We start from the raw sequence: 13,311 nt of genomic DNA on the forward strand, positions 1-13,311 counted from the left end.
GCCACCGGCGCCCGCGCCTGCGCCCGCCAACGCCAACGCCAACGCCAACGCCAACGCCAACGCCAACGCCGTGGCACGCAGGACTGCGCAGCCGGCACCGGCACGCGCGCCGGTTGCCGGCACCGCCGCCCCGACTCCGCCACCGACCGACGCAGCCGCCACCGAAGCCGCCTGGAAGGAACTGCAGGCGGCGCTGATGAAACCCGGCTTCAGCCGCACGCTGCGCGGCGTGACCATTGGTGTGGAGGCCACGGAGTTCAAGCCGGGCCGGATCGTCATCAAGCTCAAGTGCAGCAAGCCCGATGCCGGCCTGGCGGCCATCGAAGTACGCGACGAGCTCTTGGCTGCCGCCCCTGGCGCCAAGGCGACGCTTGTCAAGAACCAGGCCCTGGATGCCAAGCTGCAGCAAATCGACCTTTCACGCAGCAAGCCTTGCGTCAAGGAGTAGGCCGTGATGCGCCGAGCCGTCGGAGCGCCCTCCGCGTCGCGCCACGTCGAGGCATGGGCCAGTGCCGCCGAAAGGCGCTCGCTGGACGTACCGCCCGCGATGCTCAAGGAGGGTCGCGCCAACTGGCGCGCGGTGAAGGTCGACCCGGCGTTTCAGGCCCGCCTGGCTCAGGAGCTCTGCGATACGCGATCTGCGGAACTGACGACCGCATTCAAGAACCTCGTCTGGATGGTGCCCGGTTTCCGGCAGTTCACTCGCCAGGGCCGACACGTTCTGACAAACCGGGTCGGCGTGGTGTTCGTCGTGCGGAGCAAAGGCAGCGTGGCGCCCGGCCACCCCCAGATGCTGCCCGCGTCCTTGTTGGTCTATGCGGATCATGGCGGCGCCCGCAAGATCTTCGCCGTGCCCACCGACGTGCAGGACGCCAGCCTCTTCGCCAGCGCCACGGCACAGACGAACAGCGGCATTTGGGTGCGCCGCCCGCCCTGGCCGGACTCGCCGGGCAGCGTCACGTGCCTCGTGCAGTTGACGAGCGACGCCGATCCGCCGCTGACCTGCGTGCTGAGTGCACTGCACGTGATGACCCCCTTTGCGGATGCAGACTCCATGCAGACCGACTCGCAACGGCTGATGCTGCCTCGTGCGAGCAATGGCGACACGGTGGGGCAACCCGCACTCGCCACCACCCTGCCCTATGGCGGCGTGCTGCGCGGCGACGAACTGAAAGACCGCCCGAGCTTCGACGTGCAATTGGCGCAGGCCGATGCGCAGCTCTTCGAGCGCGTCGCATTGCGGCGCTTCAACCCCGCGCGGCCATGGGTGCGCAACATGGCGGAGCTGCTCGCCTTGGACGCCGCCACGGCCAACGCATTCGAGCTGCTCACGCCTGACAACCACCCTCGGCCTCGCGGCCCCATACCACTGAGCCTCAGCGTGATGCCAGCGGCCTCAACAATCGTCTCCATCAAGTACACGCTCTCGCGCAACGGCCGTGCCGTCACATGCGCCGTGCTGCACGACGGACTGATCGTGCTCAAGGCCGGCGGCACGAGGTTCCCCGCAGGCGGCGACAGCGGCTCTCCCATCGTGGTGCGGCACGTCGACGGCACCATGACACTCGTCGGCATGCACATTGCAGGCAACGACTTGGGCGCGTCCTGGGCCATTCCCGCGTGGCAGATCTTCAACCTGGATTTCTGGCGGCGCTATCCGGCCGGGGCGGCTGTTGCACCGCTGGATGTGCCATAGGTTGAGCACTTCCCGATTGCCCTTCGTCAGAAGCGCCAAAGTTGGCGTCATAGCGGCGGTCTGCACGGAGCGAATGGCGGCTTTCCGACATAGTCACCCTGGGGATCGAGGACAGCTTCGGGTCGAGAGCACCAGTTCGCCAGCGGCTGGCCCCGGCCAGGAACAGCCGGTCTCTCTCGCTGCTGAAACCGGACCTTCGCGCAAATTCCGCCTTGCGTGCGACCCGCAGAGGCGCCGAACTGATGTCGGTGTCGGCTGACGCAAGCTGCTCAGATATTCCTAAGGTTCGGCGGCCAAAGTAGACGCACAGTCAGCGTCGACTGAACCCGCTCGAAAGGAACGATCATGAAGCTCAGTAGCGTAGGTGTGGCGCTCAGCATCGCAGCGGCAACGATCGGCCTCACCGCGCACGCAGGTGACCATCGCAAGGCAGAGAAGGACCATCGGCACGCTGCTTCGGGGATGCAGGCCGTCGCCGTCTCGCCCAAGGCCGGTGAACCGGGCTACGGGTGGCAGTACTTCTCCGATGCGCGCAAGGCCCGCGCCGTCGTCATCAGCCCGAATGGCGATTACTACTACAGCCGCGGCGACGGCCTGCAGCTCGTGTACAAGTCGGCGACCACGGCTTGAGAGCGAAGGGAGCAACATGAACGCCGATCTTCAGGAGTTTGTGGCACGTCTGGCCGGTACCGTCGCCATGACGTTGGTGCCCGTGGTGCTCATCTCTTTCCTGTCTCTGCCGCTGAGCCTGGGGCGCCACCCCGGCGGGCCGCTGCCAGATGCCAACGCGCCAGCCGTGCACATGACCTGAACGCGTCGATGCCGCCCGGTGGGCTTTGAGGGCCTCCGCCGGGCGGCTTCTGCGCTTGCTTGGCCGAACACCGAAACCCCCCACAATGGGGCCATGAAACGCCTCTTGCTCTTGAACCTGCTGGCCTGTGCCTTCGCTGTGCATGCGGAGTCCGTCGGCGAAGTCGACACCGTCTTCAAGTTCATCGGACCCGATCACAAGATCGTCGTCGATGCCTATGACGACCCCGAAGTCAAGGGCGTCACCTGCTACGTCTCGCGGGCCAAGACGGGCGGCATCAAGGGTGCGCTCGGGTTGGCCGAGGACAAGTCGGAGGCGTCCATTGCCTGCCGGCAGACCGGGCCGATCTCGTTTGCCAAGCCGCTCAGGCAGCAAGACGAGATGTTCAATGAGCGGATCTCGCTGGTCTTCAAGCGCCTGCGTGTGGTGCGCATGGTGGACGCGGCCCGCAACACGCTGGTCTACCTCACCTACTCGGACCGCGTGATCGAAGGCTCGCCGCAGAACAGCGTGACCGCCGTGCCGGTCGACCGGGGCACGCCGATCCCGGTGCGCTGAGCGCCGATGCGCGTGGTGTGATCGCGGCAAACCGTGGCGGGGGTGTTCCAGCGCGGCCGCCCACCCTCGCGGAGGGTGGGCGCGGTACCCCGCGGCCGGGTGCACCATGTAGCATGCCGGTCCCATGAGCTTGTTTTCCAAGCTGCCCTATGAGTGGCAGATCGGCTGGCGCTACACGCGCGCGGGCCGCGCCGGGCGCCGCAACGGCTTCATCTCGTTCATCTCGTTCGTCTCGGTGATCGGCATCGCGCTGGGCGTGATGGCGCTGATCGTGGTGCTGAGCGTGATGAACGGCTTCCAGAAAGAGGTGCGCGACCGCATGCTGTCGGCGATCGCGCATGTCGAGATCCTGCAGCCGCAAGGTGCGGCGCTGCCCGACTGGCAGGCCGTGGCGGCGAAGGCGAAAGAAGACCCTGCCGTTCGCGCGGCGGCCCCGTTCATCGCCGTGCAGTCGCTGCTGGCCCGCGGCGAAGACATGCGCGGCGCGGTCGTGCGCGGCGTGCTGCCGGCGGCCGAGAGCCAGATCACCGACCTGGCCGCCAAGCTGCAGGCCGATGGCACGCTCGAGCAACTGGTGCCGGGCCAATGGCGCATCGTGCTGGGCAGCGAACTGGCGCGTGCGCTGGCGGTGCGCGTGGGCGACCCGGTGACGCTGATCGCGCCCGGCGGCCAGGTGACGCCGGCCGGTGTGATGCCACGGCTGAAGCAGTTCACCGTGGTCGGCGTGTTCAGCGTCGGCCACTACGAATACGACAGCGCGCTGGCGCTGATCCACCTCGACGACGCGGCGCGGCTGTTCCGCACCGAAGGCCCGACGGGGGTGCAGCTGAAGCTGGCCGATGTGCACGAGGCGCGCGAGGTCGGCTGGCGCCTGGCCGATGTGCTGGGGCCGAACGTGCGTGTGCGCGACTGGACGCGCACCAACGCCGCCTGGTACGACGCGGTGCAGATCGAGAAACGCATGATGTTCATCATCCTGACGCTGATCGTCGCGGTGGCGGCGTTCAACCTGGTGTCGACGCTGGTGATGACGGTGACCGACAAGCGCGCCGACATCGCGATCCTGCGCACGATCGGCGCCAGCCCGCGCTCGGTGATGGGCATCTTCGTCGTGCAGGGCGCGGCCGCCGGCGTGATCGGCACCGCGGCCGGCGTTGCGCTCGGGCTGCTGATCGCCTTCAACATCGGCACCATCGTGCCGGCCATTGAGCATGCGCTGGGCGTGGCCTTCCTGCCCAGCAGCATCTACCTGATCAACCGAATGCCCAGCGACCCGCAGATGGCCGATGTGCTGCCGATCGCCGTGATCTCGCTGGTGCTGGCCTTCCTGGCCACGCTGTACCCGAGCTGGCGCGCCAGCCGCGTCAACCCGGCAGAGGCCTTGCGCTATGAGTGACCATTTTTCGCAGGGCCCGGTGCTGGTGGCGCAGTCGCTGCAAAAGCGCTTCCACGAAGGCCCGCTCGACGTGCAGGTGCTTCAGGGCGTGGACCTGACCGTGCAGCGCGGCGAAACGCTGGCCATCGTCGGCGCCTCGGGCTCGGGCAAGAGCACCTTGCTGCACCTGCTGGGTGGGCTCGACGCGCCCAGCAGCGGCCACGTCACGCTGATGGGCCGCCGCATCGACGAGATGGGCGCTGCCGAGCAGGGCCTGTGGCGCAACCAGCACCTGGGCTTCGTCTACCAGTTCCACCACCTGCTGCCCGAGTTCAGCGCACTCGACAACGTGGCGATGCCGCTGCGCATCCGCCGCCTGTCGGTGCCGCAGGCGCACGAGAAGGCGCGCGCCGCGCTGACCGAGGTGGGCCTGGGCGAGCGGGTGCTGCACCGGCCGGGCGAGCTCTCGGGCGGTGAGCGCCAGCGGGTCGCCCTGGCGCGCGCGCTGGTGGCCGACCCGGCCTGCGTGCTGGCCGACGAGCCCACCGGCAACCTCGACCGCGAGACCGCCGACCGTGTCTTCGCGCTGATGCTGGCCCGCGCCCGCGAGCGCGGCCTGGCCTTCGTGCTGGTGACGCACGACGAGACGCTGGCGGCGCGCTGCGACCGCCGCCTGCGGCTGGACGCCGGCCGCCTGCCTGGGGCCTGACACGATGCGCTTTGCGGAGCTGAACCCGCTCGCGATCATCGTGCCGGTGACCGTGGCGGTGGTGCTGCTCGCGATCCGCATGTATGTGCTGCTGCGGGTGCGCCACAAGCGCCAGCGCGAAGCGCGGCAAGAGGCCGAGCGGCTGCGCTACCTGGTGATCGCCTACCGCTCGCTGGCCGGCTCGTTCACGCCGGCCACCGCCGACCACCGTGCCCAGATGGAAGAAGCGCTGGCCGACGTGGTGTTGTTCGGCTCGATCCGGCAGGTCGAGCTGGCCGCGGACTGCGTGCACACGCTGATGCTCGGCGAGCCGGTCGACTACCAGCCGCTGATCCTGGAACTTCGCTCCGACCTGCGCACCCAACTCGGGCTGGACCCGATCCCCGAAACCCTGCTGTTGCCGCTCTCGGGCCCCGGGCGCCCGCCGCGGCAGGCGCCGGGCGAGGGGCGGGCGGGCAACAACGGCCGGATGCGTTCGCCGGTGTGAGTCCGGCCGTGGCCGGGTGGGTGCCGAAGTGAAGCCGGTGACCGAGACGATGTGGATCGACACGCACTGCCATCTTGACGCCGCCGAGTTCGAGGCTGATCGTGACGCGGTCGTCGCGCGCGCGCAGGCGGCCGGCGTGACGATGCAGGTGCTGCCGGCGGTCGAGGTGGCCAACTTCGACGCGGTGCGCGCGCTGGCCCATCGGCACCAGCTGGCCTATGCGCTGGGCATTCACCCGTTGTGCGTCGACCGGGCCCAGGCCGACGACCTGGACCGCCTGGCCGAGGCGCTGCGGCGCTGGCGCGACGACCCGCGGCTGGTCGCCGTCGGCGAGATCGGCCTCGACTTCTTCGTGCCCGGGCTGGACCGCGACCGGATGGAGCACTTCTACGCCGCCCAGCTGAAGCTCGCGCGCGACGCGGGCCTGCCGGTGCTGCTGCATGTGCGGCGCTCGGCCGACCTGCTGCTGAAGCACCTGCGCCTGATCGAGGTGCCGGGCGGCATCGGCCATGCTTTCAACGGCAGCCAGCAGCAGGCGGCGGCGTTCGTCGCGCGCGGCTTTGCTCTCGGCTTCGGCGGCGCGATGACCTTCGAGCGGGCGCTGAACATCCGCGAGCTGGCGGCCGCGGTGCCGGGCCATGCGCCGGTGCTGGAGACCGACGCGCCCGACATTCCGCCGCAGTGGCTGTACCGCACCGCCGCGCAGCGCGCCGCCGGCCAGGCCAGCCGCAACGAGCCCGCCGAGCTGCCGCGCATCGCGCAAAGCCTGGCCGAGCTGCGCGGCTGGTCGATCGAGGAGACGGCGGCCAGCACCCGCGCCAACGCCTGGGCCGCCTTGCCTCGTCTCGCCGCGTTGATGGGGGCAGCCGCATGAAGGCAGCCGCTGACGAGCGGCCCCGCCTGGTGGGGCTGGCGCCGGTGATCGCGCCCGAGACCAAGCTGGTGGTGCTCGGCAGCTTTCCCGGCGCGGCCTCGCTGAAGGCGCAGCAGTACTACGGCCACCCGCGCAACCATTTCTGGCCCATCGTCGGCGCTTTGCTGGGCGTCGACCTGGTGGCCATGCCCTATGACGAGCGGCTGGCGACGATCCGCCATCGCGGCCTGGGCCTGTGGGATGTCTACGCCGCCTGCCTGCGCGAAGGCAGCCTGGACAGCGCGATCGAGGCGGCCGAGCACAACGACCTGACCCAGCTGCGCCAGCAGGCGCCGGGGCTGGTGGCCATTGCCCACAACGGCGGCGAATCGGCCCGCAGCATGCGCATCACATCCGCGTTAGGCCTGCCGGTCTATCGCCTGCCGTCGACCAGCCCGGCCAACGCCAGCTGGAGCTTCGAGCGCAAGCTGGCCGCCTGGCGCGAGGTGTTCGAGGCCGCGGGGCTGCCGTCGCCTGGTGATCGCGGTGTGCCGCACTCTGGCCGTTAGACTGGCGGCGACCTTCTGCCCGCCCCGCCGCGGGTTTCGCCCTTGGCAGCGTGGCCTGCCGGCTTGCCACGAACCCGACATACCCCACCGATGAAGACCCCGTTGTTCTCTCGTTCCCGTTCGACCTTTCGCATGAAGACGGCCTGTGCCGCGATGCTGGCCGTGGCCTTGTCGGCCCCCGTGGCCGCCGCCGGCGACGCGCCGCCGGTGGCGAAGACCGTGCCGGTGGTCGACACCTACCACGGCGTGACCGTGGCCGACCCCTACCGCTGGATGGAGGACAAGGACAGCGCCGATTACCGCGCCTGGCTCACCGCCCAGGCCGATGCCAGCCGCCGCCAGCTCGACGCATTGCCGGGCCGCGCTGCGTTGGCCGAGCGGCTGCGCAGCCTGTCGCAGGCCGCGGGCAACGTCAGCGGCATGGCTTGGGGTGGCAAGCACCTGTTCTACCTGGCCCTCGAGCCCGGCCGCAACAGCGCGCGCTTGATGGTGCGCGAGGGCGGCACCGGCGAGTCGCGTGTGCTGCTCGACCCAGACACGGTGTCCACGCCCGGCCAGCGCCAGGCGATCGGTGACTTCACGCCGTCGCGCGATGGGCGCCGCGTGGCCGTCAACCTGGCAGCCGGTGGGTCGGAGCAGTCGGTGCTGTTCGTGCTCGACGTGGCCTCGGGCAAGCTGCTCGACGAGCGCATCGACCGCGTCTATGGCGGCTCTTGGACGGTCTCGTGGCTCGAAGACGGCGAGCAGTTCTTCTATGTCCGCAACCCCGGCGCCGGCAGCGGGCTGGACAACACCCGGATCTTCCTGCACCGCCTGGGCCGCCCCCTGGACCAGGACCCGGTGGTCTTCGGCCCTGGTGTGCCGCCGGGCATGGTGTTCGAGGCGCAGGACTATTCGTACTTCCTGCTCGACCCTGGCAGCCGGTACGTGGTGGCCGTCACGGTGCCCGGTGTCTCCAACCAGCGGCACTTCTTCGTCGCCACGCTGGCCGATGTGCTGGCGGGCAAGGCGCAGTGGCGGCGCCTGGCCAGCCCGGCCGATCAGTGGTTTCGCGGCTACCTGGCCGGCGACCACCTGTACGTGATGAGCCACGAGGCGGCGCCGGGCAACAAGCTGCTGAAGATCGACCTCGCGCACCCCGGCGCGGCACCGGCGCTGGTGCTGCCACCCAGCGCGATGGCGCTCGACGACGCGGTGCCGGCGCGCGATGGCCTGTATGTGAAAGGCACGGTGGTCGGCACGTCGCGGCTGCTGCGGGTGCCGTTCGACGGCAGCGCGCCGCAAGACGTGGCGCTGCCTTTTGCCGGCAGCATTCGCGAGCTGACGGCCAGCCGCGCCAGCGCCGGGGCGTGGGTCAAGCTCGAAGGTTGGGCTGCGTCGAGCCGCGTGCTGGCCGTGGGCGCCGGGCCCACGCGCGACACCGGCCTGCTGCCCCCGGCGGCGGCCGATTTCAGCCAGATCGAGACCGAGATGGTGTTCGTGCCCGGTGCCGACGGCGCGCGCATCCCGATGACGCTGGTCCACCGCAAGGGCCTGCCGCGCGACGGCCAGCGCCCGACGATCCTGACCGCCTATGGCGCCTACGGGCTGCCGCGCGAGCCGCGCTTCGAACCAATGCTGCTGGCCTGGCTGGAACGCGGCGGCTTGTTCGCGGTGGCGCATGTGCGCGGCGGCGGCGAGTATGGCGCCGAGTGGCATGCAGCAGGGCGCATCCTGACGAAGTCGAACACCATCCGCGACCTGGTCGCCTGCGCCGAAGCGCTGGTGCGCGAGGGCCACACGCGGCCCGCCAAGCTGGCGGTGCACGGCGCCAGCGCCGGCGGCATCGCCGTGGGCGGTGCGATCACCGAGCGCCCGGACCTGTTCGCCGTGGCCCACGACGATGTCGGCATGTCCGACCTGCTGCGCAGCGAGACGACGAGCAACGGGCAGGCCAACGTCGGCGAGTTCGGCACCGTGAAAGACCGCTACCAGTTCCTCGCGATGCAGTCGGTGAGCCCGCTGCATCGGGTGGTCGATGGCACGCCGTATCCGGCGGTGATCCTGACCACCGGCATCAACGACGCCCGCGTCCCGTCATGGCAACCGGCCAAGTTCGCGGCGCGGTTGCAGGCCGCCACGAGCTCGGGTCGACCGGTGCTGCTGCGCGTCGACAAGGACGGCGGCCACGGTGCCGGCGGCACGCGCTCGCAACGCATCGAGCAGTTTGCCGACGTCTGGTCGTTCTTCCTGTCGGCGATGAACGAGCCGGGGTTTGCCGCGGTGCCGTGAGCCGATCACGCAGGCACTTGCCGCGTTCTGTCGAGCGCGACTTGGGCCTCGGCTTCGGCGGTGCGATGAGCTTTGATCGGGCGCTGAACACTCGCGAACTGGCGGCCGCCCCAATCGGCCACCGGCGCCCGCCTACTTCGCCTGCAATCGGTTGAGGTATTCGAGCAGCGCCAGCATGCGGGCACGCGTATAGGCCTCTGCGTCGTAGGGCACGTCGACGTAGTGCTCGGCTGCCTGAATCTTGTAGTCGCGGCCCCAAATCGGCATGTCGCGCGTGCCGTGCGAGGGCACGTTCTGGCCATCGATGACGTCGTACAGGCGGGCCATCGGGAGCACGCCACCGTTGGCTTTGGCCAGGGTTGTCAAGTCCGGCGGACTCTTGCGCAGCCACTCCACCAGCGGGCCGTTGCCCTTCGCGTTCATGCCGTGGCAACTGGCGCAGTTGGCTTCGAACTCGCGTTTGCCGAAGTCGCTGGTTGCTTTGGCTTGCGCCAGCACCGACGGGGCGACGCACAGCGCAAACGTGGCGGCAATGGCCATGGATGTCCAGTTCGTTCTCATGCAAGCCTCCAGGGATGGTCGGGTTCCTTCAATGGGTGCGGTTGCCTGGCAGTGACGAGCCGCACCCAAGCCTGCGCCATGGGGGCGCCGGGTCGATTGACGCAGCGCAATGTGCGCTCGTTGGAGCCTGCTTCGAGGTGGCCGCGCCGGCCCGTGGCGGAGAGGGCCCGCGTCGTGGCTGGCCGATGCCACCACAGCCGAATCAGGTGATCCGCAGCGGGATCGTCACCGGCCCGTCGTTGACCAGGTGCACCTGCATGTCGGCGCCGAATTCGCCCGCCTGCACCAGCGGGTGCGCCGCGCGGGCGCGCGCCAGCAAGGCCTCGTATAGCGCCAGGCCCTGCGCGGCCGGCGCGGCGCCGGTGAAGCTCGGGCGGTTGCCGCCCGAGGTGTCGGCCGCGAGCGTGAACTGCGAGACGATCAGCAGCCCGCCCGGCGTGCCGGCGCCGTCCAGGTCCTGCACGCTGCGGTTCATCTTGCCGGCGTCGTCGCTGAAGATGCGCAGCTTCAGCAGTTTGGCCACGAACTTGTCGACCTGCGCTTCGCTGTCGGCCGGCTCGGCGCAGGCCAGCACCAGCAGGCCCGGGCCGATCGCGCCGACGGTGCGCCCGGCGATGTCGACCCGCGCTTCGCGCACGCGCTGCACGAGCCCGATCACAAGAAATCCTTCTCGTCGCCGAGGTGGGCTTCGACGTCCATCGGCAGCAGCTGGATGCTGGCCCGCAGCCCGGGCACCGCGCTCATCAAGGCCTGCTCGACATCGGTGCGCAGCGCCGCGGCGCGCTGCAACGTCCAGCTGGCGGGCATGTGCATGTGCAGGTCGGCAAAGCGGCGCGCGCCGGCGCGGCGGGTGGTCAGGTGGTCGAAGCGGATCGTCGGGTGGGCAAAGCCCTTCAACACCTCGTCGATCGCGGCCTGTTGCTCGGGCTCGAGCGCGTGGTCCATCAGCCCGTCGGCCGAGCGACGCATCAGTGAGGCGCCTTCACGCAGGATGTTCAGCGCCACCAGCACGGCGGCCAGCGGGTCGAGCCAGACCCAGCCGGTGAGGGTGACGCCGATCAGCCCGACGACCACGCCGGCGCTGGTCCAGACATCGGTGATCAGGTGGCGCGCATCGCCTTCGAGCGCTGCGGAGCGGTGCTCGCGTGCCGTGCGCAGCATCGCCCAGGCCAGCACACCGTTCATCGCCGAGCTGACGATCGACAGGCCCAGCCCGAGGCCCAGCGACTGCAGCGGCTGCGGATGCAGCCAGCGCTCGACCGCGGCGATGCTGATGCCCAGCGCCGCGGCGATGATCAGCACCCCCTCGAAGCCGCTGGAGAAGTACTCGGCCTTGTGGTGACCGTACGGGTGTTCGTCGTCAGGCGGGCGCGCCGCCAGCGTCACCATCGCCAGCGCAAACATCGCGCCGGCCAGGTTGACCAACGATTCCAGCGCGTCCGACAACAAGCTGACCGAATCGGTCAGCCACCAGGCACCGGTCTTCAACGCGATGGTGGCCAACGCCGCAGCCACCGACAACTTCAAATATGAGGCAACCTGCATCCGACCTCACCAATCGGGCGCGCGTAGCGCCGCCCGCTCCAAGTGGCGCGCGCGGATCTGGCTTTGCAAGTCCGCTGCGCGAGCCCCCTCGGGGGGCAGCCCCTGGCAAGGGGCGTGGGGGCCTTATCGCCCTGCTATTCCGATCAGTTCGACATCGAAGTTCAGGGTCGCATTCGGCGGGATCACGCCGCCGGCGCCCTTGGCACCGTAGGCAATGCTCGGCGGGCAGGTCAGCTTGGCCTTGCCGCCGACCTTGAGCTTCTGCACGCCTTCGGTCCAGCAGGGGATCACGCGGTTGAGCGGGAACTCGGCCGGCTGGCCGCGGGTGTAGGAGCTGTCGAATTCCTTGCCGTCGGGGAAGGTGCCACGGTAGTGGACCTTGACCGTGTCGGTCGGGCTGGGGCTGGCGCCGGTGCCTTCCTTGATCGAGCGGAAGACCAGGCCGCTGGGCCAGGTTTCGCTGCCATCGGCGGCTTTGACCGGGCCGGCGGCCGCGGCGGGCGCGGTGCCGCTGACCGGCTCGACCTGGGCATGGGCGGCCAGGCCGGCCAGGGCCAGGGCAGAAACAACGACGGCGATTTTTCTGGAACGGTTCATCGGGATCTCCGCGAACGTGATGGACTCAGGACAGGGTGACGCGCGCGAATTTGCGGCGACCCACCTGGGCGACGAATGTACCGGCCTGGAGTTTCAGGCCTTTGTCGGAAACGACCCCTCCGTCGATGCGCACCCCGCCTTGGTCGATCAGGCGGTTGGCTTCGCTGGTGCTAGGGACCAGTCGGGCGGCCTTCAGCAGGGCCCCAATGCCCATTGGCGCACCGGACAGTGACACCTGTTCAAGCTCGTCCGGAATTCCGCCATCGGCGATCTTCTGAAACTGAAGTTCCGCAGCCTCGGCGGCCGACGCGCTGTGGAAGCGCGTCGTGATCTCCTTGGCCAGCAGCACCTTAGCATCCTTCGGGTTGCGGCCCGCCGCGACCTCGGCTTTCAGCGCCGCGATCTCGGCCTCGGAGCGGAAGCTCAGCAGGGTGAAGTAATCCCACATCAGCGTGTCGCTGATCGACAGCAACTTGGCGAACATCGTGTTCGCGTCTTCGGTGATGCCGATGTAGTTGTTCTTCGACTTCGACATCTTCTCGACGCCGTCCAGCCCCACCAGCAGTGGCATCGTCAGGATGCACTGCGGCTCCTGGCCGTATTCGCTTTGCAGCGCGCGGCCCACCAGCAGGTTGAACTTCTGGTCGGTGCCGCCGAGTTCGAGGTCGCTCTTCAGGGCGACCGAGTCGTAGCCCTGCATCAGCGGGTAGAGCAGCTCGTGCACCGAGATCGGCGTGTTGGCCTGGAAGCGCTTGGTGAAGTCGTCGCGCTCGAGCATGCGGGCGACGGTGTACTTGGCCGCCAGCTGGATCATGCCGCGCGCGCCCAGCGGGTCGCTCCATTCGCTGTTGTAGCGGATCTCGGTCTTCTCGGGGTCGAGCACCAGGCTGGCCTGGGCGTAGTAGGTCTTGGCGTTGGCTTCGATCTGCTCGCGCGTCAGCGGCGGGCGCGTGGCGTTGCGGCCCGACGGGTCGCCGATCATCGAGGTGAAGTCGCCGATCAGGAAGATGACGGTGTGCCCCAGGTTCTGCAACTGGCGCATCTTGTTGAGCACCACCGTGTGGCCGAGGTGGATGTCGGGTGCGGTCGGGTCCAGCCCGAGCTTGATGCGCAGCGGCTGGCCGGTGGCTTCGGCACGCTGCAGCTTCTTGACCCAGTCGGCCTGGGGCAGCAGTTCACTGCATCCGCGCAGGCTGATGGCCAGTGCTTCCTGCACAGAATTGCTGAGTGGCGTGCCGCTGTTCACGGGTTCTGTCATACAAAAGTCACAGATTGCAAA

16 protein-coding genes are annotated in these 13,311 nt (G+C 69.2%); 11 read left to right on the top strand and 5 right to left on the bottom strand.

The genetic code is table 11. The annotated features are described in order from the left end of the window. The 11 genes from ACE3SG_RS02685 to ACE3SG_RS02735 all read left to right on the top strand — a co-directional run. On the top strand, positions 1 to 448 hold a 448-nt coding region (locus tag ACE3SG_RS02685; protein ID WP_374562403.1), incomplete at its 5' end, for a hypothetical protein. Between the two features lie 6 nt (positions 449 to 454). Beyond that, on the top strand, positions 455 to 1,696 hold the full coding sequence (locus ACE3SG_RS02690; protein WP_374562405.1) for a hypothetical protein: 1,242 nt from the start codon (positions 455 to 457) through the stop codon (positions 1,694 to 1,696). A gap of 345 nt (positions 1,697 to 2,041) precedes the next feature. Then, positions 2,042 to 2,326: a hypothetical protein gene (locus ACE3SG_RS02695; RefSeq protein ID WP_374562406.1), complete on the top strand. Its 285-nt coding sequence runs from the start codon at positions 2,042 to 2,044 to the stop codon at positions 2,324 to 2,326. Positions 2,327 to 2,342: 16 nt separating this feature from the next. Further along, on the top strand, positions 2,343 to 2,507 hold the full coding sequence (locus ACE3SG_RS02700) for a hypothetical protein (protein ID WP_374562408.1): 165 nt from the start codon (positions 2,343 to 2,345) through the stop codon (positions 2,505 to 2,507). Positions 2,508 to 2,600: 93 nt separating this feature from the next. Continuing rightward, positions 2,601 to 3,065 carry a CreA family protein gene (locus tag ACE3SG_RS02705; RefSeq protein WP_374562409.1) on the top strand — a complete coding sequence of 155 codons (465 nt, stop codon included), beginning with the start codon at positions 2,601 to 2,603 and terminating at the stop codon, positions 3,063 to 3,065. Between the two features lie 124 nt (positions 3,066 to 3,189). Then, complete coding sequence (locus ACE3SG_RS02710) at positions 3,190 to 4,461, top strand: lipoprotein-releasing ABC transporter permease subunit (RefSeq protein ID WP_374562410.1); 1,272 nt, start codon at positions 3,190 to 3,192, stop codon at positions 4,459 to 4,461. After that, positions 4,454 to 5,149 (top strand): ABC transporter ATP-binding protein, encoded by a 696-nt coding sequence (locus tag ACE3SG_RS02715; protein ID WP_374562411.1) that lies wholly within the window; start codon positions 4,454 to 4,456, stop codon positions 5,147 to 5,149. The genes ACE3SG_RS02710 and ACE3SG_RS02715 overlap by 8 nt, the downstream gene beginning before the upstream one ends. Before the next feature lie 4 nt (positions 5,150 to 5,153). Further along, positions 5,154 to 5,636 carry a preprotein translocase subunit YajC gene (locus tag ACE3SG_RS02720; RefSeq protein WP_374562412.1) on the top strand — a complete coding sequence of 161 codons (483 nt, stop codon included), beginning with the start codon at positions 5,154 to 5,156 and terminating at the stop codon, positions 5,634 to 5,636. A gap of 49 nt (positions 5,637 to 5,685) precedes the next feature. Continuing rightward, on the top strand, positions 5,686 to 6,510 hold the full coding sequence (locus ACE3SG_RS02725) for a TatD family hydrolase (RefSeq protein ID WP_374562451.1): 825 nt from the start codon (positions 5,686 to 5,688) through the stop codon (positions 6,508 to 6,510). After that, positions 6,507 to 7,058, top strand: a complete 552-nt coding sequence (locus ACE3SG_RS02730; protein WP_374562413.1) for a DNA-deoxyinosine glycosylase — start codon at positions 6,507 to 6,509, stop codon at positions 7,056 to 7,058. Before ACE3SG_RS02725 ends, ACE3SG_RS02730 begins: the two co-directional genes overlap by 4 nt. Positions 7,059 to 7,148: 90 nt before the next feature. Further along, positions 7,149 to 9,329: a prolyl oligopeptidase family serine peptidase gene (locus ACE3SG_RS02735; protein ID WP_374562414.1), complete on the top strand. Its 2,181-nt coding sequence runs from the start codon at positions 7,149 to 7,151 to the stop codon at positions 9,327 to 9,329. Positions 9,330 to 9,461: 132 nt separating this feature from the next. On the opposite strand, the gene ACE3SG_RS02740 is transcribed toward ACE3SG_RS02735, so the two are convergent. The 5 genes from ACE3SG_RS02740 to tyrS all read right to left on the bottom strand — a co-directional run bounded on the left by ACE3SG_RS02740 (position 9,462) and on the right by tyrS (position 13,290). Beyond that, positions 9,462 to 9,869 (bottom strand): cytochrome c, encoded by a 408-nt coding sequence (locus ACE3SG_RS02740; RefSeq protein ID WP_374562416.1) that lies wholly within the window; start codon positions 9,867 to 9,869, stop codon positions 9,462 to 9,464. Positions 9,870 to 10,092: 223 nt separating this feature from the next. Next, entirely contained in the window at positions 10,093 to 10,548 is a 456-nt protein-coding gene (gene dtd, locus ACE3SG_RS02745; protein ID WP_374562417.1) for a D-aminoacyl-tRNA deacylase, read from the bottom strand. After that, positions 10,545 to 11,435, bottom strand: coding sequence for a cation diffusion facilitator family transporter (locus tag ACE3SG_RS02750; RefSeq protein ID WP_374562419.1), 891 nt, complete (start codon positions 11,433 to 11,435; stop codon positions 10,545 to 10,547). The genes dtd and ACE3SG_RS02750 overlap by 4 nt, the downstream gene beginning before the upstream one ends. Before the next feature lie 123 nt (positions 11,436 to 11,558). Next, positions 11,559 to 12,032: an FKBP-type peptidyl-prolyl cis-trans isomerase gene (locus tag ACE3SG_RS02755; protein ID WP_374562420.1), complete on the bottom strand. Its 474-nt coding sequence runs from the start codon at positions 12,030 to 12,032 to the stop codon at positions 11,559 to 11,561. A gap of 25 nt (positions 12,033 to 12,057) precedes the next feature. Next, positions 12,058 to 13,290 carry a tyrosine--tRNA ligase gene (gene tyrS / locus ACE3SG_RS02760; RefSeq protein ID WP_374562421.1) on the bottom strand — a complete coding sequence of 411 codons (1,233 nt, stop codon included), beginning with the start codon at positions 13,288 to 13,290 and terminating at the stop codon, positions 12,058 to 12,060. Between the last annotated feature and the right edge of the window lie 21 nt (positions 13,291 to 13,311).

The organism is Ideonella sp. (assembly GCF_041914305.1).
In the GTDB taxonomy this organism is placed as follows: domain Bacteria; phylum Pseudomonadota; class Gammaproteobacteria; order Burkholderiales; family Burkholderiaceae_C; genus Ideonella.